The organism is Streptomyces sp. NPDC045968, from assembly GCF_056430475.1.
On record NZ_JBWKLF010000001.1, the window covers coordinates 648,401 to 671,153 of the forward strand.

Sequence of the window (22,753 nt, forward strand, 5' to 3'; positions counted from 1 at the left end):
CGCGCGTCAGGTGTTCGTCTCGCCGGAAATCCCGCTGTGGCAGGCGCCGTCGCCGCTCGCGCAGCTGACCGAGTCGTAGGCGCCCACGCCGATCGCCGCGAAGTTGCTGAGGCTCTCCGTGCCCGGCGTGAAATAGCCGCTGTGCCCGATCGCGCCCCGCGCCGACATGATCCGCGCACCGAACTCCGGATCGACCGGATCGGCGCCGTGACCGATGCCGCCCACCGCCAGATACGGCACGTCCTGAATCCAGTCGTCGCGGTCCCGCGTCGCCCACACCCTGGCCCCGGTGTCCAGCTGCTCCGCACGCTCCACCCGCATGCCGGGACTGCCCGCGACCGCGATGTCCGTCACCCGTGACGGCAGTTCGTCCGCGGCGACCCCGCACAGCACGGAGCCGTAACTGTGGCAGAACAACGAGACGCGCGAGGTGCCCGGCAACACGTCGACGAGGGCGTTCAGCCGCACCGCCCCGGCCTTCGCCAGCCTGCCCAGCGCCGCGTCCACACCGATCCCGGCGGGGGAGGTGTAGTCGGCCCACGCGATGACCGCGGTACGGGTGCCGGGGTCGGCGGCGCGCTCGGCCGCGTAGAGCGACTGCGCCATGCCGACGGGGGCCGCGTACTTCCGGCCCGAACGCTCCAGGGTCAGCAGATTCGTGTCGACGCCGGGGACCACGACCGAGACGCGGCTCGCCCGCTCGAGATCACCGAAGACCTCCGCGGCGTGCCCCTTGCCCGACGGATCGAACGCCAGGATGTGACGGTCCTTCGCGAGCATCGAACGGAAGCGGTCCATCCGGCGCCGCGCCTCGTGCCGGCCGCCGGAGGAGAGTCTCGCGTCGTGCATCCGCCGCTGCTCCACCGCTCTCGCCTGCTTCAGAGCCACCCGGTTGGCGTGGTAGCGCAGAGTGACGGGAGCGCCGTTCAGATTTCCCACGACGAACGGGTGCGTGTTGGCGAGCGCGGTCTGCTGCCGGTCGGTCAGCGTGGCGAAGAAATGGGCCAGCCGGTACGGCGGCGAACCGATGTCCGGCAGCGCGTGACCGGCTATCCGCCCGTGGGCCCAGGAGGTCAGCGCGACCTCGCGTGGCTCGTCGGAGCGTTGCTGACGCACGGCGGTCCACCCGGTGGTCGCCAGCATCACGAACACGACCGCGACGGCGAGCAGCGCGCGCCATGCGGTGAGCGTGGGAGAGGAGTCGAAGGAAGTCACTGCGCCTCACCCTAGGAGACGTGCGCCCGAGCTCGTGAAGGGGGTGACGCACATCACCCGAGGGCGAGGAATTCGGCCGCCGTTCCTCACGCTGCGTGTGCGCCGAGCGTACGCTCCGGTGCGCCTGACGCCCTGTCCGGGCGGGATGCGGGACCCCTGGCCGGCCGGGTGTGAGGTCGGCCATGCGCAGGCCCTGAGATGTGCGGCACACCCCCTCGGACCTACGGCGCGGTGGCCCCGGTCCGCCAGTTCCCGGCGAGCGCGGGACCGAGGTGATCCAGGTACTCCTCGGTCTGGGCCCGCAGCGATTCCACACTGATGTCCTGTCCGTGCCCCCACTGCTGACCGGCCACCCGCATCACCCCGGAGAACGCGGCGACGGCGATCCGCGGGCGCGGGTCGGTCTCCCCGTCGAGCCCCTCGCGCCGGGCGATCAGCCGGGCGATCTCGTCCTCCAGGGCGACCCCGCGGCGCATATGGGCGGCGAGCAGCGAGGGGGTCGACTCGATCATCCGGTACGTCCGCATATGGAGCTCGATCGGGATGAGCGCCTCGATGGCCTCACCGATGCTGTTCCAGGCACACAGGACGGCCTGGCGCATCGCCTCGAAAGGGGCTTCGGCCGCGGGGCGCCGACGCAGCTCCGCGAGGAAGCGGGACTCGACCATCGTCTGCACGGCGAAGGCGGCCTCCTCCTTGTTCGCGAAGTAGCGGAAGAACGTCCGCTGGGAGACCTCGACCGCCTCGGCGATCTCGTCGACGGTCGTCCGTTCGTACCCCTGGGTGGTGAAGAGCTCCAGGGCGACGTGCAGCAGGGCGTCACGGGTGCGCTGTTTCCTGCGTTCGCGCAGTCCGGCCGGAGGTTCGGATTGCTGCCCTTCTGGCACCTTGTGGCTCTCTTTCTGCTGCTTCGACCGGCTCGTGTCACCTGTGAGCTACGTGACAGTTACCGAGTTGTGAATTGGTTTGTCAACTGTCAGTCGCTGACACTAATCTCCAGCGCATGACTAGTCAGACCACCGTTGAGAAGGCGGCGCGGGAACCGGGCAAGACCGTTCCCCCAGCCCCGGCCAAGGGGCTTCGCGGCCACCCCTGGCTGACGCTGTTCGCCGTCGCCATCGGCGTGATGATGGTCGCGCTCGACGGCACGATCGTCGCGATCGCCAATCCCGCCATCCAGAAGGATCTCGGTGCCTCGCTGGCCGACGTCCAGTGGATCACCAATGGCTACATGCTCGCACTCGCGGTGTCGCTGATCACCGCGGGCAAGCTCGGTGACCGCTTCGGTCACCGCCAGACCTTCCTGATAGGCGTCGTCGGCTTCGCCGCCGCGTCCGCCGCCATCGGCCTCTCCGACGGCGTCGCCCTGGTGATCGCGTTCCGCGTGCTCCAGGGCCTCTTCGGTGCCCTCCTGATGCCTGCCGCGCTCGGCCTGCTGCGCGCCACCTTCCCGGCCGAGAAGCTGAACATGGCGATCGGCATCTGGGGCATGGTGATCGGCGCGTCGACCGCTGGTGGCCCGATCCTGGGCGGCGTGCTCGTGGAGCACGTCAGCTGGCAGTCCGTCTTCTTCATCAACGTGCCCGTCGGTGTGATCGCGCTCGTCCTCGGCCTGGTGATCCTCAAGGACCACCGCGCCGAGAACGCCCCGCGCTCCTTCGACATCGGCGGCATCGTGCTGCTGTCCCAGGCGATGTTCTGCCTCATCTGGGCCCTCATCAAGGGCGCGGAGTGGGGCTGGGGCGACTACAAGACGCTCGGCTTCCTGGGCGCGGCGCTGGTCCTGTTCGTCGTCTTCGCGCTCTCCCAGAAGAACGTGCGCGAGCCGCTGATCCCGCTGGCGATGTTCAAGTCCCTGCCGCTGTCGGCGGGCGTTGTCCTGATGGTGCTGATGGCCTTCGCTTTCATGGGCGGGCTGTTCTTCGTCACCTTCTACCTGCAGAACGTGCACGGCATGAGCCCCGTCGACAGCGGCCTGCACCTGCTGCCGCTGACCGGAATGATGATCGTCGCCTCGCCCGTCGCGGGCGGCCTCATCACCAAGTTCGGGCCCCGCGTGCCGCTCGTCGGCGGCATGGTGTGCACCGCTGTCGCCTGCTTCGGCATGTCCCAGCTGACCATCGGTACGGGCACGCTGACCATGTCGATCTGGTTCGGTCTGCTCGGCCTCGGTCTCGCACCGGTCATGGTCGGCGCCACCGAGGTCATCGTGGGCAACGCGCCGATGGAGCTCTCCGGCGTCGCGGGCGGCCTCCAGCAGGCCGCGATGCAGGTCGGTGGCAGCCTCGGCACCGCGATCCTCGGCGCGATCATGGCCTCCCAGGTCGACGCGAAGCTCGCCGGCAACTGGGCCGACGCGGAGCTTCCGCCGGTCTCCCCGGAGCAGCTGGAGAAGGCGTCGTCGGCCGTCGAGGTCGGCATGCCGCCGATCGCCCCCGGCACGCCCCCGGAGATCGCCGCGAAGATCGCGGGCGTCGCGCACGACACGTTCGTGTCGGGCATGAGCACCGCGTTCATGGTCGCAGGCGCCGTCGCCGTGGGCGCGGCCCTGGTCGCCACCCTCACCAAGCGCGGTGACAACGCCGAGGCGGGCGCGGGAGCCGGACACATCTAGCGTGGACCGGCCTCCGGGCCGGCTGGTGTCCTCGATCGCCGGACGGGCTTGACGGCCTGTCCGGCGATTTCCTTGCGCCCGGCCTCAGAAACCCCTATCAGGGTGGCGCCGCCCGAGACCCCTTCCCCCGGCGCTGCCCCGCAGGTCAGGGTGCGGACAACTGATCCGCACGACCACGGGGGACGATCCACCATGCGCACCACCGTTCTTGCGGCCGCTCTGGCCGCCACCGCACTGATCCCGCCGACCGGCGTCCAGGCCGCACCCGTCCGGCTCGGCACCTGTGACGCCGGGCAGCTGTGCCTCTGGAAGAAACCGGACTTCACCGGCGCCCGCCGGGTCCACGAGCTGTCCACGGTCGACGTCGACAGCTGCGTCCCGCTCCCCGCGGGCACCAAGGCCCAGGCGCTCGCCAACCGCACCGGGCGGCCCGTCACCACCTACCAGTCGGCGGAGTGCGCCGAGACCGGGGAGTTCGAGACCTACCCGGGCGGCGGCACCTGGGTGCCCAGGTCCTCGTACCAGGTCAGGGCCTTCAAGATCTGGGAGAGCTGACCCCGGACACAGCGAAGGGGCGGCGCGGCCTTCCGGCCCCGCCGCCCCTTCTCCGTCTGCCTACGCGTCGCCGCCGGCCGGACCCGGATCGGCCGCGGCCACATCCAGGAGCTCGTAACGGTCGACCGCCGTCTTCAGGGCGGACCGGTCGATCCTGCCCTCCTTCGCGAGCTCGGTGAGCACCGCGAGGACGATCGACTGCGCGTCGATGTGGAAGAAGCGGCGGGCCGCGCCACGGGTGTCGGCGAAGCCGAAGCCGTCCGCGCCCAGCGACTGGTACGCGCCGGGAACCCACCGGGAGATCTGGTCCGGTACGGAACGCATCCAGTCCGAGACCGCGACGAACGGGCCCTCGGAGCCGGAGAGCTTCGAGGTGACGTACGGGACGCGCTGCTCCTCCTCGGGGTGGAGCAGGTTGTACCGCTCCACGTCCACGGCCTCGCGGCGCAGCTCGTTCCAGGAGGTCGCCGACCAGACGTCCGCCTTGACGTTCCACTCGTCGGCGAGGATCTGCTGCGCCTCGACCGCCCACGGGACCGCCACGCCGGAGGCCATGATCTGGGCCGGGATCTGGCCCTTGTCGCCGCTCTTGTAGCGGTACACGCCCTTGAGGATGCCCTCGACGTCCACGTCCGCGGGCTCGGCCGGGTGCTGGATCGGCTCGTTGTAGACGGTGAGGTAGTAGAAGACGTCCTCGTTCTCCTCGGGCGTCCCCCCGTACATCCGGCGCAGACCGTCCTTGACGATGTGCGCGATCTCGTAACCGAAGGCCGGGTCGTACGCGACACAGCCCGGGTTCGTCGAGGCGAGGAGCTGCGAGTGGCCGTCCGCGTGCTGGAGACCCTCACCGGTCAGCGTCGTACGGCCGGCGGTCGCGCCCAGCACGAAGCCGCGCGCGAGCTGGTCGGCCATCTGCCAGAACTGGTCACCGGTGCGCTGGAAGCCGAACATCGAGTAGAAGACGTAGACCGGGATCAGCGGCTCGCCGTGCGTGGCGTACGCCGATCCGGCGGCGATCAGCGACGCCGTGCAGCCGGCCTCGGAGATGCCGTCGTGCAGCATCTGCCCGGTCGGGGACTCCTTGTAGGCGAGGAGCAGCTCGCGGTCCACGGCCTCGTACTGCTGACCGAGCGGGTTGTAGATCTTCGCACTCGGGAAGAACGCGTCCATGCCGAAGGTGCGGTACTCGTCGGGCGCGATCAGCACGAAACGCTTGCCGATCTCCTTGTCCCGCATGAGGTCCTTCAGGATGCGGACGAACGCCATGGTCGTGGCGATCGACTGCGTGCCCGAACCCTTCTTCGCGGTCGCGTACGTCTTCTCGTCGGGCAGGGCCAGCGGCTTCGCCCGCACCACGCGCGTCGGGACGTAACCGCCCAGACCCTGGCGGCGGTCGTGCATGTACTGGATCTCTTCCGAGTCGCGGCCCGGGTGGTAGTACGGCGGGTAGCCCTCGTCCAGCTGCTTGTCCGTGATCGGGATGTGCAGCCGGTCGCGGAAGCGCTTCAGGTCCTCGACCGTGAGCTTCTTCATCTGGTGGGTCGCGTTGCGGCCCTCGAAGTTCGGTCCCAGGGTCCAGCCCTTGACCGTCTGCGCCAGGATCACCGTCGGCTGGCCCTTGTGGGCCTTGGCCGCCGCGTACGCCGCGTAGACCTTGCGGTGGTCGTGGCCGCCACGCCCCAGGTGCAGGATCTGCTGGTCGGACATGTCCTTGACCATGTCGCGCAGCCGCGGGTCGTCGCCGAAGAAGTGATCACGGATGTACGCACCCGTCTCGGTGGCGTACGTCTGGAACTGCCCGTCCGGCGTGGTGTTCAGCTTGTTGACCAGGATGCCCGTGCGGTCCTGCGCGAGCAGCGGGTCCCAGGAGCGGTCCCAGACCAGCTTGATGACGTTCCAGCCGGCACCGCGGAACTGCGACTCCAGCTCCTGGATGATCTTGCCGTTGCCGCGGACCGGGCCGTCGAGGCGCTGGAGGTTGCAGTTCACCACGAAGGTGAGGTTGTCCAGGCCCTCACGGGCGGCGATGGACAGCTGGCCCAGCGACTCGGGCTCGTCCATCTCGCCGTCGCCCAGGTAGGCCCACACGTGCGACTTGGAGGTGTCGGCGATGCCGCGCGCCTCCATGTAGCGGTTCATCCGGGCCTGGTAGATCGCGCCGAGGGGGCCGAGGCCCATCGAGACGGTCGGGAACTCCCAGAAGTCCGGCATCAGCCGCGGGTGCGGGTAGCTGGACAGACCGTTCGGCGCCTTCGACTTCTCCTGGCGGAACGCGTCGAGCTGCGCCTCGCTCAGCCGGTCGAGCAGGAACGCGCGTGCGTAGATCCCGGGGGAGGCGTGCCCCTGGAAGAAGATCTGGTCGCCGCCGTCGCCCTCGTCCTTGCCGCGGAAGAAGTGGTTGAAACCGACGTCGTACAGCGACGCGGAGGAGGCGAACGTGGCGATGTGGCCACCGACGCCGATCCCGGGACGCTGGGCGCGCGACACCATCACGGCCGCGTTCCAGCGGGTCGCGTTGAGGACCTTGCGCTCGATCTCCTCGTCGCCGGGGAAGAACGGCTCGTCCTTCGTGGCGATCGTGTTGACGTAGTCCGTACTGCGCATCTCCGGCACGGCGACGCGCTTCTCGCGCGCGCGCTCGATGAGGCGGAGCATCAGGTAGCGGGCACGCTCACGGCCCCGCTCGTCGACGGCGGCGTCGAGGGAGTCGAGCCATTCCTGGGTCTCTTCGGGATCGAAGTCCGGGACCTGGCTCGGAAGGCCGCCAATGATGATCGGGTTGCGATCGGATCCGGAAGCCACGCTGTTCCTTCGCTGTTCGGTGGTGCTCTACGGGGCCTTGTTACGGGGAACGGACCCCCGGGACATCTGCTGTGCGCCGCCTCCATCGTGTACCGCGAGGGCGCAAACGTCATCTCTACCGTGGGGTAACCGCGAGGTTCTGCAGCCTCGCTCCCGGGGCACGAGTATGGGCGTCGGAGGATGGGCCGGGCCAAACCGCAACCATACGCCCAACCCGTCCAAGCGTTCCCAAAGGCTGTTCGACTCCGATTGGCGGATCGAAACGGCATAAGCTGAGGAAGGACGTAAACGGACTGGGCGATGGTGGAGGCCCCGCAGGAGACCGGCCGGAGGTTGCGGCGACGTGGCAGGGAACGTCACCGTTTAGGCGGTCTCATACGCTGGGTACTTGCGCGATTCGCCGAGCCCGTGTGGACTACGGCCAACGCCCCGCGCACGCGCGTGGGTGAAGCATTTTCCGAAACATGATCAGGAGGCAACCCGTGAGCGCGACCGCGGACCACGCGGAGGAGCGAACCAACCCGGCAGCACGCCTGGGGTTCGAGCCCGGACAAGTGGTCCAGGAGATCGGCTACGACGACGACGTCGAGCTGGAGCTCCGTGAGGGCATTGAGGCCACTACCGGCCAGGAACTCGTCGATGAGGAGTACGACGACGTCGCAGACGTTGTCCTGCTCTGGTTCCGCGACGAGGACGGCGACCTTACGGACGCGCTGGTGGATGCCATTGGTCTGCTCGAGGACGGCGGTACGGTCTGGCTGATGACGCCCAAGACCGGCCGTGACGGATACGTCGAGCCGAGCGACATCAACGAGGCTGCCCAGACAGCCGGTCTCGCCCAGACCAAGAGCATCAGTGCGGGTAAGGACTGGACGGGCAGCCGTCTGGTCACCCCCAAGGGGGCCAAGGCCAAGCGCTGAACCCCCTCTCCCACCACCCGGGGCCCCCGACGGCATCATGCCGCCGGGGGCCTTCGTACAGGTGCGCACGGGCTCACTGCATAGGGTGGGGCTCCCGGACGGACCGGTCCGGGCATGCGGTGAAGTACGGAAGGGACGCGTTTCATGGCGATCGAGGTCGGCACCCAGGCACCGGAATTCGAGCTGAAGGACAACCACGGGCGGACCGTGAAGCTCTCCGACTACCGCGGCGAGAAGAACGTCGTACTCCTCTTCTACCCGTTCGCCTTCACCGGCGTCTGCACGGGCGAGCTCTGCGCTCTGCGTGACGAGCTGCCCCGGTTCGAGAACGACGACACCCAGCTGCTCGCGGTCTCCAACGACTCCATCCACACCCTGCGCGTCTTCGCCGAGCAGGAGGGGCTCGAGTACCCGCTGCTCTCGGACTTCTGGCCGCACGGCGAGACCTCGCGGGCGTACGGCGTCTTCGACGAGGAGAAGGGCTGCGCGGTGCGCGGCACCTTCGTCATCGACAAGGACGGCACGGTCCGCTGGAGCGTCGTCAACGGCCTGCCGGACGCGCGGGACCTCAAGGACTACATCAAGGCCCTCGACTCGATCTGATCCCCGCCCGCTCCCCGGTCGGCCCCGATCCGGGAGATCTCCGGGCGGCTCCCTGCCAAAAGCCTGTTTTGGCAGGGAACCGGTCACTAGGATCCAGTCGTTGATCCGATGCCAACGCACGATGGGGACGCTGGTTCTGCCGGCCCCTGAAAACTATGGGAGGACTCGTGGGAGTCAGCCTCAGCAAGGGCGGCAACGTCTCGCTGACCAAGGCCGCGCCCAACCTGACGGCGGTCATCGTCGGTCTGGGCTGGGATGCCCGTACGACCACCGGCGGTGACTTCGACCTCGACGCCAGCGCGCTGTTGACGGGGGTCGACGGCAAGGTGGGCAACGACGGCAATTTCGTCTTCTTCAACAACCTCAAGAGCCCGGACGGCTCCGTCGAGCACACCGGTGACAACCTCACCGGTGAGGGCGAGGGTGACGACGAGGTCGTCAAGGTGAACCTGGCCGGTGTCCCGGCCGACGTGGACAAGATCGTCTTCCCGGTCTCGATCTACGAGGCCGAGAGCCGCCAGCAGAGCTTCGGCCAGGTCCGCAACGCGTACATCCGCGTGGTGAACCAGGCCGACAACACCGAGCTCGCGCGCTACGACCTGAGCGAGGACGCCTCGACGGAGACCGCCATGGTCTTCGGCGAGCTGTACCGCAACGGCGCGGAGTGGAAGTTCCGCGCCATCGGCCAGGGTTACGCCTCGGGGCTGCGCGGTATCGCGCAGGACTTCGGTGTGAACGTCTGAGCCACGCCAGCTTTTCCCGTCCGGCGCCGCACGATGTGCGGCGCCGGACGTTCTCATCCAACGACACGGGGAGGACACACATGGGCGTCACGCTCGCCAAGGGAGGCAATGTCTCCCTCTCCAAGGCCGCACCCAACCTCACCCAGGTGCTGGTCGGGCTCGGTTGGGACGCACGATCCACCACGGGGGCCGACTTCGACCTCGACGCCAGCGCGCTGCTGTGCCAGTCGGGCCGGGTGATCGGTGACGAATGGTTCGTCTTCTACAACAACCTCACGAGCCCGGACGGCTCCGTGGAACACACGGGCGACAACCTCACGGGGGAGGGCGACGGCGACGACGAGTCGGTCATCGTGCACCTCGACCAGGTGCCCGCGCACTGCGACAAGATCCTCTTCCCGGTGTCCATCCATGAGGCGGACAACCGCGGGCAGACGTTCGGGCAGGTCAGCAACGCCTTCATCCGCGTCGTGAACCAGGCGGACGGCCAGGAGCTCGCACGGTACGACCTCAGCGAGGACGCCTCGACCGAGACCGCGATGATCTTCGGCGAGCTCTACCGGTACGGCGGGGAGTGGAAATTCCGTGCAGTCGGGCAGGGGTACGCGTCGGGGCTGCGGGGCATCGCTCTAGACTTCGGGGTCAACGTTTCGTAAAGCCGCGTACACGCGGGGGAGCCCCTCAGTCACCGGGGGAGGTCCGTCCACACACGATGGGGTGCCAGTGATTCTGAAAACCTTCGGCTGGTCGTTCGCGATTACCGCGCTCGGCCTGGTCGCAGCGGTGTTCTACGGGGGGTGGCAGGCGTTCGGCATCGTCGCGATCCTGTCGATCCTGGAGATCTCGCTGTCCTTCGACAACGCGGTGATCAACGCCGGAATCCTGAAGAAGATGAATGCCTTCTGGCAGAAGATCTTCCTCACGATCGGTGTGCTCATCGCGGTCTTCGGTATGCGACTGGTCTTCCCCGTCGTGATCGTCGCCATCAGCGCGAAGCTCGGGCCGATCGAGGCCATCGACCTGTCGTTCAACGACCCCGACAGGTACAAGGAACTGGTCACGGACGCGCATCCGTCGATCGCCGCGTTCGGTGGCATGTTCCTGCTCATGATCTTCCTCGACTTCATTTTCGAGGACCGTGACATCCAGTGGCTGCGCTGGATCGAGCGCCCGCTCGCCAAGCTCGGCAAGGTCGACATGCTGTCGGTCTGTGTCGCGCTGATCATCCTGATGATCTCCGCCATGACCTTCGCGACCCACGCCCACCAGCACGGTGGCGCTCACGCGGACAAGGCGGAGACGGTCATGCTGTCCGGCATCGCCGGCCTCATCACCTACCTCGTCGTCGGCGGGCTCTCCGGATTCTTCGAGAACAAGCTCGAAGAGGAGGAGGAGCGCGAGCACGAGGCCGAGGAAGAGGCCAAGAAGGCCGGCAAGCCGGCCTCCGCGGTCGCTCTCGCGGGCAAGGCCGCGTTCTTCATGTTCCTCTACCTCGAGGTCCTCGACGCGTCCTTCTCCTTCGACGGTGTCATCGGCGCCTTCGCCGTCACCAACGAGATCGTGCTGATGGCCCTCGGCCTCGGTATCGGTGCCATGTACGTCCGTTCGCTCACCGTCTACCTTGTCCGCCAGGGCACGCTGGACGACTACGTCTACCTGGAGCACGGCGCGCACTACGCGATCGGCGCGCTCTCCGTGATCCTGCTCGTCACCATCCAGTACGAGATCAACGAGCTCATCACCGGCCTCGTCGGTGTCGTGCTGATCGGCTGGTCCTTCTGGTCCTCGGTGCGCCGCAACAAGGCGATCGCCGCGGCGGGCGGCGACGGGGGCGACAGCTCCGGTTCCAAGGCGGAAGTCTCCTCCGGGGTGTGACCCGGTAGGGAATGAGGAACGCTCTCTGCGGGGCGGCCCACACGGCGGCGGTTCTCCGGAACCGGCCCGGGGCCGCCCCGCAGTGACGTACGGGGGCACTGACGACGCCCGGGACGCCTGGGGCCCAGACCGTGGCTCCACCCGGGCACTACCGGAGAATGTGGGGGGTTGGGATGGCCTTCTGGGACAGCCTGTGGCCGGGGCGGGATTCGGTGTTCGAGGCGGGCAACTCCGCGACGAACTCCATCGTGCTCTCCAAGCGGCACGCCACGGTCTCACTGAACAAACAGGGCGCCCTGTCCGGAAATCTCCGCGTCAACCTCTCCTGGCGGATGCGCAGCTCGGACATCGAGGGCAGGTCACGGCAGAGCGGACGCCTGCTGCGTCCCATGAAGCTCTTCCAGCCCGATGTCGTCCAGGCGCACACCCAGGGCGTGGTCAACGTCGACCTGGACCTGGGCTGCATGTACGAACTGAAGGACGGCACCAGGGGCGTGGTGCAGCCCCTGGGCAACCTGATCGGTGATCTGAACGGGCCGCCGTACATCCGGCTCAGCGGCGACGACCGTTTCGGGGCGCCGTCGGGGGAGACCGTGTACGTCAACCTCGACCAGCGCGACCAGATCAAGCGGCTGCTGTTCTTCGTCTACATCTACGACCAGACGCCGGCCTTCGACCGTACGCACGCCAAGGTGACGCTCTACCCCGGAAACGGACCCCGGATCGAGATCGAGCTCGACGAGAGGGCCCCGCAGGCCCGGTCCTGCGCCGTCTTCACCGTCGAGAACATCAAGGACGAGCTGATCGTGCGGCGCGAGGTGAAGTTCGTATACGGATTCCAGTCGGAGCTGGACCGGCTGTACGGCTTCGGCATGCAGTGGGGGCGCGGCTACAAGACCCGGGCGTGACGGTGTCCGCAGACGCCCCGCGCGGCTCAGGACCTCACGAACTGGGGGCCCTGCGGGGGCAGTACGAAATTCGGGTCCGGAGCGTGCGCCGCCGCTGCGGCGGGCTGGGGATAGCCGTACGCGGGCGGGGCGGCGGCCGGCTGCGGATAGCCGTACGCGGGCTGGTGCGGGGCGGTGTGCTGCCCGCCGGGCTGCGGGTATCCGTACGCGGGCTGCTGGTGCTGCACGGTGGCCTGGGCATCGGGAGCGTGCTCGGGCGCGGGCGGGAACGGGGGCGCGGGCACGGCCTGGGCGGCCGCGGCCTGAGCGGGTGCGGATGCCTGGCCGGGCTCGGGCGCCGGCTCCGTGGCCGTCTCGTCGACCGAGATGCCGAACGCCGTCGCGAGCCCCACGAGGCCCGTCGGATAGCCCTGCCCGACCGCCCGGAACTTCCAGCCCTCACCGCGCCGGTAGAGCTCGCCGCAGATGACGGCGGTCTCCTCGCCGGTCTCCGCCCTGACGTCGAAGACGGCCAGCGGATCGCCGTCCGCCGACGCCGCGTCGTACAGCAGGATGCGCAGGTCCCTGACCTGTTCGAACGCAGCCCCGTCGGAGGACGCGGCGATCACCACCTGGTCCACCGAGGGGTCGAGTGCGGAGAGGTCCGCCTCGATCGTGTCGGTGAGCCCCTCGGGGACGCTGCGCTTGGGCAGGCGTCGTACCAGGCCGGAGGGGTGCCGGGGCTGGTTGTAGAAGACGAAGTCCTCGTCGGAACGCACCCGGCCGGAGGCGCCGAGCAACAGGGCGGAGGCATCCACATCGGGGACACCGGCGCCCGGGGTCCAGCGCAGCACGGCCCGTACGGCCGTGGCATCGAGGGGGACGTTCGAGCCCTTCAGCATCGCGTGCGTCATGCCCGTCATCCTGCCTGCTGGCGGGCCCAACGGACAACGCGGGGGCCCGACGGGTTTCGGTGGCGGCTCCGGCGGCGGCGTTACGGGTGGAGTGGCGCTACCTCGCGACGAGTGCGTGTAATGGACGGGTTACCCGAAATTCATGCCTCTGGGGAACTGGCGACACCCGTCCGTACGTACTATTACCGGCCATACGTTGTCCGGGCCAATCAGGCAGTACGGGGGATCACATGCGTCATTTCGGGCATATCTCGCCCGCTGTCCGGGAAAGCCTGTTCTTCCAGGAGCCGTGCGCGTTCGACGCCGACTCTCCCGCCCGTATGCTCTCGGCGGCCCTCGGAGCCACGCTCTACAGCCCCGCGACGCGGCCGCGGCTGGCCGACGACGTGATGAAGCAGGCCGGTCGCGGAGTCGTCTCGATGGTGCTCTGCCTGGAGGATTCGATCGACGACGCCGAGGTGGCGGACGGCGAGGCGAACCTGGTCAGACAGTTCGCCGACCTCGCGGCGAGGGGCACGGAGACGCCCCTGCTCTTCATCCGGGTCCGCGCGCCCGAGCAGATCACCGACCTGGTGAGCCGGCTCGGCGGCTCGGTCCGACTGCTGTCCGGATTCGTACTGCCGAAATTCACGGAGGAGCGCGGCGTCCTCTTCCTGGAGGCACTCGCGAGCGCCGAGGCGGCGGCCGGCCGGCGGCTCTTCGCGATGCCGGTCCTGGAGTCGCCGGAGCTGCTGCACCTGGAGACCCGGGCGGACGTCCTCCAGGGGATCGCCCGCACCGTGAACAAGTACCGCGAGCGGGTGCTCGCGCTGCGGCTCGGCGTCACCGACTTCTGCTCGGCGTACGGTCTGCGCCGGGCCTCCGACATGACGGCGTACGACGTCCAGATCGTCGGTGCCGTCATCGGCGACGTCGTGAACGTGCTCGGCCGGGCGGACGGCACGGGCTTCACGATCACCGGGCCGGTGTGGGAGTACTTCCGGCTCCAGGAGCGCATGTTCAAGCCGCAGCTGCGCCGCAGCCCCTTCGCCGGGCGCGCCGAGGAACTGCGTACCGCCCTGATCCAGCACGACCTGGACGGACTGCTGCGCGAGATCGAGCTGGACCGCGCCAACGGGCTGCTCGGCAAGACCTGCATCCACCCGTCCCACGTGGTGCCCGTGCACGCGCTGTTCGTGGTCAGCCACGAGGAGTTCAGCGACGCGCAGGACATCCTGCGGCCGGAGCGCGGAGGCGGCGGAGTGCTCCGGTCGGCGTATACGAACAAGATGAACGAAGTGAAGCCGCACCGCGCGTGGGCCGAGCGCACCGTGCAGCGGGCCGAGGTCTTCGGTGTGGCGAAGGAAGACGTCGGGTTCGTGGAGCTCCTGGCCGCGGGTCTGGCGGACTGAGCGCGTATCGATGAGCGAGCGCGCAACGAGGGAAGAGACATAGACGTGGTGTGGACGGGCAGCTGGGTTGCCGAGCGGCTGGGAGTCGAGCTCGTCGGCGACGGGGAGCTCAGGGATCTGCTGGGTCTCGCCCTGCGCCGCAACCCGAAGCGGGCACACCTGCTCGTATCGAACGTGCTGGGCAAGCACGTGCCGCAGAAGCCTTCCGTGGTCTACGGGGCCGGTTTCGAGCTGGGGGAGCGGGTGCGCGACCTCCTCGGTGAGGCGGAGGCCCGCCGTGCCGTCGTCCTCGGGTACGCGGAAACCGCGACCGGCCTCGGCCACGCGGTGGCGGACGGGCTCGGCGTGGCGCCGTACCTCCACTCGACGCGCCGCCCCGTCGAGTGCGTGGCCCGCGCGGGCGGATTCGAGGAGTCCCACTCGCACGCCACCTCGCACCTGCTGCTGCCCGAGGACCCGGACCTGCTGGCGCCCGCCCCCTCCGGTGCGCCGCTGGTGCTGGTGGACGACGAGTTCTCCACGGGCAACACCGTGCTCAACACGATCCGCGCCCTGCACGAGCTGTACCCCCGTGAGCGGTACGTCATCGTGGCGCTGGCGGACATGCGCTCGGCGGCGGACCGGGGCCGACTGGCCGGGTTCGCCGACGAGATCGGCGCCCGCGTCGACCTGGTGGCCAGGAGTGCCGGGACGGTGCTCCTGCCGGAGGGTGTGCTGGAGCGGGGGCAGAGCCTGGTGGCGGCCCAGGAGGCGAAGGCTCCTGAAGTGCCGCCCGAGGCGCCCGCGAGATCCACCCCCGCCCGGATCGAGCTGGCGTGGCCCGCCGGTGTCCCCGACGGCGGACGGCACGGCTTCACCCCGGCACACCGCGCCGCCCTGGAGGCGGCCCTGCCGGGCATGGCGGCCCGGCTGGACGAGGCACTGGGCGGCGCCCGGCGCGTACTCGTCCTCGGCTTCGAGGAGCTGATGTACGCCCCGCTCCGCCTCGGCACGGCCCTGGAGACGGTCTCCGCCGCCGAGGTGCGCTATTCGACCACCACCCGCTCCCCGGTCCTCGCCCTGGACGACCCCGGGTACGCGATACGCAGCCGGCTGGTCTTCCCGGCCCACGACGATCCCGCCGACGGCCCGGGGGAGCGGTACGCGTACAACGTCGCGGGTGCCGGCTTCGACGCCGTCGTGGCCGTCGTGGACTCCGTGGCGGACACCCCCGCACTGCACGCCCCCGACGGACTGCTGGCCCGGCTCGCCGCCCACACCGACCACGTACTGCTGGCCGTGGTCCCCTCGTACGTACCTTCCCCCGCTGTTCCCTTGCCCGCCGCCCCTTCCCCCACCGCCCTTTCCTCCGCGGCCCCTCTCTCCACCGCACCTTCCCCCACCGCCCTTTCCCGGGCCGCCGAACGGCAGGAGCCCCGCATGCTGCCCGAGCCCCTCCGAGGCCCCGCCTTCTCCTCCTACGCGGCGGACGACGTCGGCTGGCTGCTCCAGGACCTCTCGGACACCGAGCTGGAAGCGCCCACCGAGGAGCGCGAGGAAGCGATACAGAGCGGTGGCGCGCACTACGCCGAGTCGCTTCCCGTCGAATACCAGCCCACACCGCAGTACCAGGACCTCTTCAAGGCCGCGCTCGACACCTCTGCCGCCCGGGTGGCCCGGGCCGTCGGCACCGTCACCGAGACCGTCCTCGCCGAACGGTCCCCCCGCCCCGTACTGGTCTCCCTGGCGCGGGCCGGGACTCCCGTGGGCGTGCTGATGCGCCGCTGGGCCCAGTACCGCTACGGGCTCGACCTGCCCCACTACGCCGTCTCCATCGTGCGCGGCCGGGGCATCGACGCCAACGCCCTGCGCTGGCTGGCGGACCACCACGACCCGGCCGACGTCGTCTTCGTCGACGGCTGGACGGGCAAGGGTGCCATCACCAGGGAACTGGCCGCCGCCCTCGCGGAGTTCGAGGGCTTCGACCCCGAGATCGTGGTCCTGGCCGACCCCGGCGGCTGCGTCCGGACCTACGGCACCCGCGAGGACTTCCTCATCCCCTCCGCCTGCCTCAACTCCACGGTCTCCGGCCTCATCTCCCGTACGGTCCTGCGCGCCGACCTGGTCGGCCCGGACGACTTCCACGGGGCGAAGTTCTACCGGGAGCTCGCCGGCACCGATGTGTCCGGCCACTTCATCGACACGGTCGCCGACCGCTTCGGCGAGGTCGTGGACGCGGTGGACGCCGACGTCAAGGAACTGCTCGCGGCCGACCGCGCCCCGACCTGGGAGGGCTGGGCCGCCGTCGAGAGGATCAGCGAGGAGTACGGCATCCACGACGTCAACCTCGTCAAGCCGGGTGTCGGTGAGACGACACGCGTGCTCCTGCGCCGCGTCCCGTGGAAGATCCTCGCCAAGCGCGGTGCGGGCGCCGACCTCGACCACGTACGACTGCTCGCCGAACAGCGCGGCGTACCGGTCGAGGAGGTCGCCGAACTCCCGTACACCTGCGTGGGGTTGATCCACCCACAGTTCACCCGGGGTGCCACGGGCGCCGACGGCAGGGCGGTGGCGGGCAAGTGAGCGCACAGGTGACACTGGTCGCGAGCGACCTCGACCGCACCCTCATCTACTCGGCCGCGGCTCTCCACCTGCCGATGCCGGACGCGGAGGCCCCGCGGCTGCTCTGTGTCGAGATCTACGGGCACAAGCCGCTGTCGTACGTCACCGAGACGGCGGGGGCGCTGCTCGAAGCCCTGGGCGGCAGCACGGTCTTCGTCCCCACCACCACCCGTACCCGCGAGCAGTACCAGCGCATCCACCTCCCCGGCCCCGCCGCGCGGTACGCCATCTGCGCCAACGGCGGACACATCCTGGTCGACGGGGTGTCCGACCGGGACTGGCAGCGGCAGGTCGCGGCCCGCCTCGCCGACGAATGCGCCTCCCTCGCCGAGGTCCGGGCCCACCTCGTCGCCGCCGCGGACCCCGCCTGGCTCCTCAAGGAGCGGATCGCCGAGGACCTCTTCGCGTACCTCGTCGTCGAGCGCTCGCTGCTGCCCGAAGGCTGGGTGAAGGAGCTGGCGGACTGGGCGGACGGCCGGGGCTGGACGGTCTCGCTCCAGGGCCGCAAGATCTACGCCGTACCCAGGCCGCTCACCAAGAGCGCAGCGATGAACGAGGTCGCGCGCCGCAGCGGCGCCTCACTGACCCTCGCCGCCGGTGATTCGCTCCTCGACGCGGATCTGCTGCTCGCCGCGGACCACTCCTGGCGTCCCGGCCACGGCGAACTCGCGGAGAGCGGCTGGACCGCTCCGAACGTCGAGGTACTGGACGAGACGGGGGTGGCGGCGGGGGAGGAGATCCTTCGCCGGTTCATCGGGGCCGCGGGTGCGGAGCGGCGCCGATAGCCCGCGCCGACAGCTGGGACTGTGGACATATCAAAATGTCCCGTCACGGAGGAACGCGCTATGAGCAAGGGCAACGAAACCAGGATCACGGACGAGCTGTACGCGTACATGCTGGCGCACAACCCACCGCTGGACGCGGTGCAGCGTGAGCTCGTCGAGACGACGTACGCCCGTTTCCCCGAACAGGCGGGCATGCAGTCCTCGCAGGAGCAGGGCCCGCTCCTCGCCTTCCTCGTGCGCCTGACGGGGGCCGCGCACATCGTGGAGGTCGGCACCTTCACCGGTTTCTCCGCGCTGTCGATGGCCCAGGCGCTGCCGCCGGACGGGCTGCTGATCGCCTGCGACATCTCCGAGGAGTGGACGGCCATCGGCCGGGCGGCCTGGGAGAAGGCCGGCGTCGCGGACCGCATCGACCTGCGGATCGCACCCGCGCTCGACACCCTGCGCGCGATGCCGTCCGCACCGCACATCGATCTCGCCTACCTGGACGCGGACAAGGGCAACTACATCCCGTACTGGGAGGAGCTGGTCCCCCGGATGCGTCCGGGCGGGCTCATCGCGACGGACAACGTGCTGTTCCACGGAGGCGTGACCGACCCGCACGCGACCGGGGCGGCGGCCGCGATCAAGGAGTTCAACGAGCACGTGGCGGCCGACACCCGTATGGACAGCGTGCTGCTCACGGTGGCGGACGGGCTGACGCTCTCGCGCAAGCGGTAGCCCCAGCCCGGAGGCCGGTCAGCCGCAGCAGCCGCCCCCGCAGCAACCGCCGCCGCCCCCGTCACCGGCCGGCGCGGGCGCGGACTGGGCGCCGGCTCCGCCCACGGCGACGGTGGAGAGCAGCTTCACGGTGTCCTCGTGCCCGGCGGGGCAGGGGGTGGGGGCGTCGGACTCCGCCATCGGACGGCTGACTTCGAACGTGTCTCCGCAGGGGCGGCAGCGGTACTCATAGCGAGGCATGACCCCAGGGTAGAGCCCAGGCGCGCCGCCCACGCCGCTACCGCCGAACTTCCGGGATTCTGGGGGCCCGCCGCCGACGCGCTTCGCGCGCGGCCTGCTCGGGGTGGCGGGCCTGCCAGTACGGGTTGTCGTGCGGAAGGCGGCCGGTGACCCTGCCGTACATGCCGAAGAACATCAGCATCAGGCCTACCACGAAGCTGAACAGGACGTTCTGCATGCGGAAGGCGAGGAAGTTGAAATCGGAGTCCAGCAGAGCGAGGTTGACGAACCCGCTCAGGATGAACGCGACCCCCAGGACCATGTTCAGCGTGGAGGCGACATTGCCGCCGATCACCATTCCGCCGAAGAGCAGCAGCCCGACGCAGATGGACAGGACACTGAGCGTGCCGTTGGTGTTGAGGCCCGCCACGGTGTCACCACCGGTGTCGAAGAACCCGACCTGGTCGACGAGCCCCAGAATGCCGAAGACGAGCAGCACGAGCCCGGTGAGCCCGGCGCCGACCCGGTAGACCTGGCTGAGCCGGTGATCGACGGGCAGATGCTCATCGAGCCGTACGGTCCGGGGGCGCCGGCCCGGCGTGTGCGGTAGACGAGGGGCGTGGACGGCCATACGAGCGCCTCCTTCGACCGGGCGGGACGTGTGGGGCGTGCACCCACCTGCGTGGCGTCGAACCGCCTACTTGCTGCGTGGCGTCGAACCACCTACTTAAAGGATCGACCCATGGGCGGCCGGGGACAAACGAGCCGCCGCGGGCGATGAGGCCCACCCGCCCCGGACCCGCACCACGACTACCGGCGCCACGACGCGACCCGGTCACACGCCCAGGGCTCCCTACCTACTCCAGCACGCAGCTCAGGCGGCCCGGGGCAGACGTCCTGCGTCAGGCGCGGCCCGGGCAGGCGGCCTGCGTCAGGCGGCGCCGCCCCCGCGCTCCTCGCGGATGCCGGAGACGACGCGGGCCACCGACTGCCGTACGGCTTCGGCCTCGGTCAGGAAGTGCCAGTAGTCTGGGTGGCGCCCCTCCAGTCCCGCGACGGCCCGGTCCAGCCGGGACACGGCACCGTCCAGCGGCCGGGCATGGCGCGGATCGGGGGTGTTGCGCCCGGCCATGGCCAGCCGCTGGGCGTCCCGGATCGCGAAACGGGTCCGCTGGATCTCCTGCTGCGGGTCCTTGGCCACCGCGTCCAGTCGATGCAAACGGTCAGCGGCGGCGGAGACCGCCTCGTCGGTCGAGTTCAGCAGGGCGCGGACCGTGCTCAGCTGCGCCGTCGCATCGGCCCACCGCTGCTCGTCGCGGGCCTTCGTGGCCTCGGCGAGCTTCTCCTCGGCCTGCCGGATGTTCACCGTGGCCTGCTCGGGAACGGGCTGGAGGTCCTGCCAGCACGCGGCCGAGAACCGGCGCCGCAGCTCGCTCAGGACCGGCTCGACCGACCCGGCACGCGTCGTCAGCGCCTGGGCGCGGGTACGGAGCGACACCAGACGCCGGTCGATCTCCGCGGCCCGCTCCGGAAGCCGCTCCGCCTCCGCCCGTATGGCCTCGGCGTCCCGCAGCACCTGGTCGGCCCGCTGCAAGGTATCCGGGACGCCGTGCCGGCCGGCGCCCTGGTTGAGCCGGGTCAGCTCCGGCGCGAGGGCCGCCAGCCGCGCCGCGAGGTCGTCGGCGCGGAGCCCGGAGGCGCGTACGGCATCGAGGGCGTTGCTCGCACCGAGCAGTGCCTGCCGTGCGCGCTCCACGGCGGGCGCGAGCCGGGCGAGCTGCGTCTCGGCGCTGCCGAGCAGCGGCCCGAGACCTTGCGTGAACCGGTCGAGCTCACCCTTGACCCGTACGAGCTCGTCCTTCGCCTTCGTCAGCTCGGTCAGGGCGTGGGCGGCGACCGACGGCTCCAGATCGTGCCGGTCGAGGTCGTGCGCGTCGACGGCGGTGATGTACCCGTGGCTCACCTCGTCGATCCGCCGGCCCAGCGCGGCGAAGTCGTCGACGGCCTGACGGGCCCGGGGCGAACTGTCCACGGCGGTGATCGTCTCGATCGAGATCAGCAGATCGCGCTGAGCGGTGTCGAGCTCGTAGAAGGCGGCTGCGGCGGCGTCCTTGGCCGCCTGGGCGTCGGCCCGCTGGTTCTCACCACCACGCCCACCGAACCAACGGCGCGTCCCTCCGCCCGCGAAGGCGGCCGGCAGCGCGGCGACCAGCAGCGGGACCGGCAACAGCATCAGTGCCAGGACATCCCGGACGACGGAATCCCCACCCGCTTTCGCCTGCGGCCGCGCGTGTGTCGCCGTCACATGCCTCTCCCGTGCCGTTTCGCCCTGCCCGGTTCATTCTCCCACCAGGTAAGGACGAACACACGGGTCGGTTAGTTCGCGCTTCGGACGGTGACTTCGCCGTTGTCGCTGCGCGCCTTGACCACGTGCGGGCTGTCGTCGTGGCGCGGCACCTTCACGGATACGTCCCCGTTGTCGGCCTCGGCGGTCACGGCGTACGCGGCCTCGCCCCGGGGCAGCTCGATGGTGATCCCCCCGTTGTCGCTGACGGTCTCCACCAGCGTCGGCACCCTGCTGAACATCAGCCGCACGGAACCGTTGTCCGAGTGGGCGTTCACGGAGGAAGCGGAGATCCGTTCCGCCACGACCTCGCCGTTGTCGCTCTCCAGCTTCAGTGGCCCACTGGACTCCCGGACCACCACCCCACCGTTGTCGGACCTGAGGTCGAGCCGCGTATCGAACCCGGACGCGGTGACCCGCCCGTTGTTCCCCTTCACGGTCACGGCCACCCCGCGGGGCACCTTCACCTGGTGGATCGCGTCGCAGTTGCTGATCATCGCCTCGCACTTGACCTCAAGGCGAAGTACTCCGTTGTCCATCTCCCAGACGGCCTCGGGCCCGTTCCCCAGCACGACCCACCCGTCGAACCGCCGCGTCACCTCGACCTGCCGCACATCGGCCGGCACGAGCTCCACACTGGAGTCCTCGGAATCAATGGTCAGCGCCTCCCCACCGAGCGCGAACGACTTCCGCTCGACCGGAGCCTCCTCGACATCGGTACTCCCGCACCCACTGAGAGCAGCAACCAGAACGAGAACCCCGCCGGTGACGCCGAGCGCGCCGGTGAGTGTGCGCGTACGCAAGGTCATGATGATCGGTCCCCCAGTAGTCCCGCCGGTGTGCCCCAACCGTATGTACTCCCGCCACCCCGGAGGCATCCGGACGGCTACCGTCTCGGTGGTGGGGATATCCCCCGCACGGCTTCGGCACGCAGCGAGGAGACGGGCACCGGGGAACCGGTTTGCGATGAGGGGCCGTGAGCCATGTAATCTGTTGCCTCATCCACGGGTGCGTAGCTCAGGGGTAGAGCGCTGCTCTTACAAAGCAGATGTCGGCGGTTCGAAACCGTCCGCGCCCACCAGGTATCAATGCAGGTGAGAGCCTGATCAGGCCCTCCGGTCGTGCCCGACCGGGGGGTCTTTCCATGATCGAATCCACATAGAGTCCACGTCACCCCGGAGCGACCCGGCCCACCGGCAATTCCAGGCGGTCTGTACACGACAGGCAGGCGTGGACGAGATCGCCCTCGACGATGGGGTCTCCGCGCCACAACATCGTCACCCCGTCCTCTTCGCAGTAGGCGCCGGTCTCGTCCTCGACCGGGAACTCGTGTGGGCCCTTGATGCACTGGGTCATCGACGGGCCTCCCGCCAGGCGCGGCCGAGCCTGGCGGCCGTTGGACACGCGGACCCGGAACGACACGTGGCGCAGACCAGGGTGTGGTCGACGAGCGCCCGGTACGCAGCCTCTCCGCTCTGCCCTGTCCTTGCGGCCGGGTTGCCCGTCACTGGGGCGCCACCGTATCCGGAAGCAGCCGGTAGAGCACCGGCATGCCACGCTCCCGC

General features: G+C 69.6%; 21 protein-coding genes and 1 tRNA gene. 13 read left to right on the top strand and 9 right to left on the bottom strand.

Annotated features, from left to right (window positions below):
- Positions 1 to 6: 6 nt before the first annotated feature.
- Positions 7 to 1,215, bottom strand: coding sequence for an alpha/beta hydrolase (locus AC07FA_RS02755; protein WP_479072864.1), 1,209 nt, complete (start codon positions 1,213 to 1,215; stop codon positions 7 to 9).
- Positions 1,216 to 1,436: 221 nt separating this feature from the next.
- On the bottom strand, positions 1,437 to 2,102 hold the full coding sequence (locus AC07FA_RS02760) for a TetR family transcriptional regulator (protein ID WP_479072865.1): 666 nt from the start codon (positions 2,100 to 2,102) through the stop codon (positions 1,437 to 1,439).
- Between the two features lie 116 nt (positions 2,103 to 2,218).
- Between AC07FA_RS02760 and AC07FA_RS02765 the strand changes: the two genes are divergently transcribed.
- Positions 2,219 to 3,829 carry an MFS transporter gene (locus AC07FA_RS02765; protein WP_479072866.1) on the top strand — a complete coding sequence of 537 codons (1,611 nt, stop codon included), beginning with the start codon at positions 2,219 to 2,221 and terminating at the stop codon, positions 3,827 to 3,829.
- 192 nt (positions 3,830 to 4,021) lie between these two features.
- Complete coding sequence (locus AC07FA_RS02770; protein ID WP_479072867.1) at positions 4,022 to 4,384, top strand: peptidase inhibitor family I36 protein; 363 nt, start codon at positions 4,022 to 4,024, stop codon at positions 4,382 to 4,384.
- Between the two features lie 60 nt (positions 4,385 to 4,444).
- Here the strand turns inward: AC07FA_RS02770 and aceE are convergent, their stop codons facing one another.
- Positions 4,445 to 7,186 carry a pyruvate dehydrogenase (acetyl-transferring), homodimeric type gene (gene aceE / locus AC07FA_RS02775; RefSeq protein WP_479072868.1) on the bottom strand — a complete coding sequence of 914 codons (2,742 nt, stop codon included), beginning with the start codon at positions 7,184 to 7,186 and terminating at the stop codon, positions 4,445 to 4,447.
- Positions 7,187 to 7,668: 482 nt separating this feature from the next.
- Here aceE and AC07FA_RS02780 point away from each other — a divergent pair, with 482 nt between their 5' ends.
- The 6 genes from AC07FA_RS02780 to AC07FA_RS02805 all read left to right on the top strand — a co-directional run bounded on the left by AC07FA_RS02780 (position 7,669) and on the right by AC07FA_RS02805 (position 12,235).
- Complete coding sequence (locus AC07FA_RS02780; RefSeq protein WP_030564649.1) at positions 7,669 to 8,106, top strand: DUF3052 domain-containing protein; 438 nt, start codon at positions 7,669 to 7,671, stop codon at positions 8,104 to 8,106.
- 144 nt (positions 8,107 to 8,250) lie between these two features.
- Positions 8,251 to 8,709 (top strand): peroxiredoxin, encoded by a 459-nt coding sequence (locus AC07FA_RS02785; protein ID WP_382737122.1) that lies wholly within the window; start codon positions 8,251 to 8,253, stop codon positions 8,707 to 8,709.
- Positions 8,710 to 8,876: 167 nt separating this feature from the next.
- Positions 8,877 to 9,452 carry a TerD family protein gene (locus AC07FA_RS02790; protein WP_185302899.1) on the top strand — a complete coding sequence of 192 codons (576 nt, stop codon included), beginning with the start codon at positions 8,877 to 8,879 and terminating at the stop codon, positions 9,450 to 9,452.
- Positions 9,453 to 9,532: 80 nt separating this feature from the next.
- The gene (locus AC07FA_RS02795) at positions 9,533 to 10,108 is read left to right on the top strand and encodes a TerD family protein (protein ID WP_479072869.1); all 576 of its coding nucleotides are present in this window, start codon (positions 9,533 to 9,535) and stop codon (positions 10,106 to 10,108) included.
- 67 nt (positions 10,109 to 10,175) lie between these two features.
- A complete protein-coding gene (locus tag AC07FA_RS02800) occupies positions 10,176 to 11,327 on the top strand; it encodes a DUF475 domain-containing protein (protein WP_479072870.1) in 1,152 nt (383 codons plus the stop codon).
- 173 nt (positions 11,328 to 11,500) lie between these two features.
- Complete coding sequence (locus tag AC07FA_RS02805) at positions 11,501 to 12,235, top strand: TerD family protein (protein WP_479072871.1); 735 nt, start codon at positions 11,501 to 11,503, stop codon at positions 12,233 to 12,235.
- Positions 12,236 to 12,261: 26 nt separating this feature from the next.
- Here AC07FA_RS02805 and AC07FA_RS02810 read toward each other — a convergent pair whose 3' ends face one another.
- Entirely contained in the window at positions 12,262 to 13,137 is an 876-nt protein-coding gene (locus tag AC07FA_RS02810; protein WP_479072872.1) for a TerD family protein, read from the bottom strand.
- Positions 13,138 to 13,358: 221 nt separating this feature from the next.
- Here AC07FA_RS02810 and AC07FA_RS02815 point away from each other — a divergent pair, with 221 nt between their 5' ends.
- From AC07FA_RS02815 to AC07FA_RS02830, 4 genes are read left to right on the top strand one after another with little or no spacing between them, the layout of a single operon-like run.
- Positions 13,359 to 14,519 (top strand): HpcH/HpaI aldolase/citrate lyase family protein, encoded by a 1,161-nt coding sequence (locus AC07FA_RS02815; RefSeq protein WP_479072873.1) that lies wholly within the window; start codon positions 13,359 to 13,361, stop codon positions 14,517 to 14,519.
- Between the two features lie 39 nt (positions 14,520 to 14,558).
- Positions 14,559 to 17,081, top strand: coding sequence for a phosphoribosyltransferase (locus tag AC07FA_RS02820; protein ID WP_479073425.1), 2,523 nt, complete (start codon positions 14,559 to 14,561; stop codon positions 17,079 to 17,081).
- Positions 17,078 to 17,905 (top strand): HAD family hydrolase, encoded by an 828-nt coding sequence (locus tag AC07FA_RS02825; RefSeq protein ID WP_479072874.1) that lies wholly within the window; start codon positions 17,078 to 17,080, stop codon positions 17,903 to 17,905. The genes AC07FA_RS02820 and AC07FA_RS02825 overlap by 4 nt, the downstream gene beginning before the upstream one ends.
- A 60-nt stretch (positions 17,906 to 17,965) precedes the next feature.
- Entirely contained in the window at positions 17,966 to 18,625 is a 660-nt protein-coding gene (locus AC07FA_RS02830) for an O-methyltransferase (RefSeq protein WP_479072875.1), read from the top strand.
- An 18-nt stretch (positions 18,626 to 18,643) separates the two neighbouring features.
- On the opposite strand, the gene AC07FA_RS02835 is transcribed toward AC07FA_RS02830, so the two are convergent.
- The 4 genes from AC07FA_RS02835 to AC07FA_RS02850 all read right to left on the bottom strand — a co-directional run bounded on the left by AC07FA_RS02835 (position 18,644) and on the right by AC07FA_RS02850 (position 21,997).
- A complete protein-coding gene (locus AC07FA_RS02835; RefSeq protein WP_479072876.1) occupies positions 18,644 to 18,865 on the bottom strand; it encodes an FmdB family zinc ribbon protein in 222 nt (73 codons plus the stop codon).
- A 37-nt stretch (positions 18,866 to 18,902) separates the two neighbouring features.
- The gene (locus tag AC07FA_RS02840; RefSeq protein ID WP_479072877.1) at positions 18,903 to 19,475 is read right to left on the bottom strand and encodes a DUF4383 domain-containing protein; all 573 of its coding nucleotides are present in this window, start codon (positions 19,473 to 19,475) and stop codon (positions 18,903 to 18,905) included.
- Between the two features lie 300 nt (positions 19,476 to 19,775).
- Positions 19,776 to 21,149, bottom strand: a complete 1,374-nt coding sequence (locus AC07FA_RS02845; protein ID WP_479072878.1) for a hypothetical protein — start codon at positions 21,147 to 21,149, stop codon at positions 19,776 to 19,778.
- A 71-nt stretch (positions 21,150 to 21,220) separates the two neighbouring features.
- Positions 21,221 to 21,997, bottom strand: a complete 777-nt coding sequence (locus tag AC07FA_RS02850) for a DUF4097 family beta strand repeat-containing protein (RefSeq protein WP_479072879.1) — start codon at positions 21,995 to 21,997, stop codon at positions 21,221 to 21,223.
- A gap of 197 nt (positions 21,998 to 22,194) precedes the next feature.
- Here AC07FA_RS02850 and AC07FA_RS02855 point away from each other — a divergent pair.
- Positions 22,195 to 22,269 (top strand) — tRNA-Val (locus AC07FA_RS02855).
- Between the two features lie 89 nt (positions 22,270 to 22,358).
- Here the strand turns inward: AC07FA_RS02855 and AC07FA_RS02860 are convergent.
- Positions 22,359 to 22,544, bottom strand: coding sequence for a hypothetical protein (locus tag AC07FA_RS02860; protein WP_479072880.1), 186 nt, complete (start codon positions 22,542 to 22,544; stop codon positions 22,359 to 22,361).
- Positions 22,545 to 22,753 lie beyond the last annotated feature (209 nt).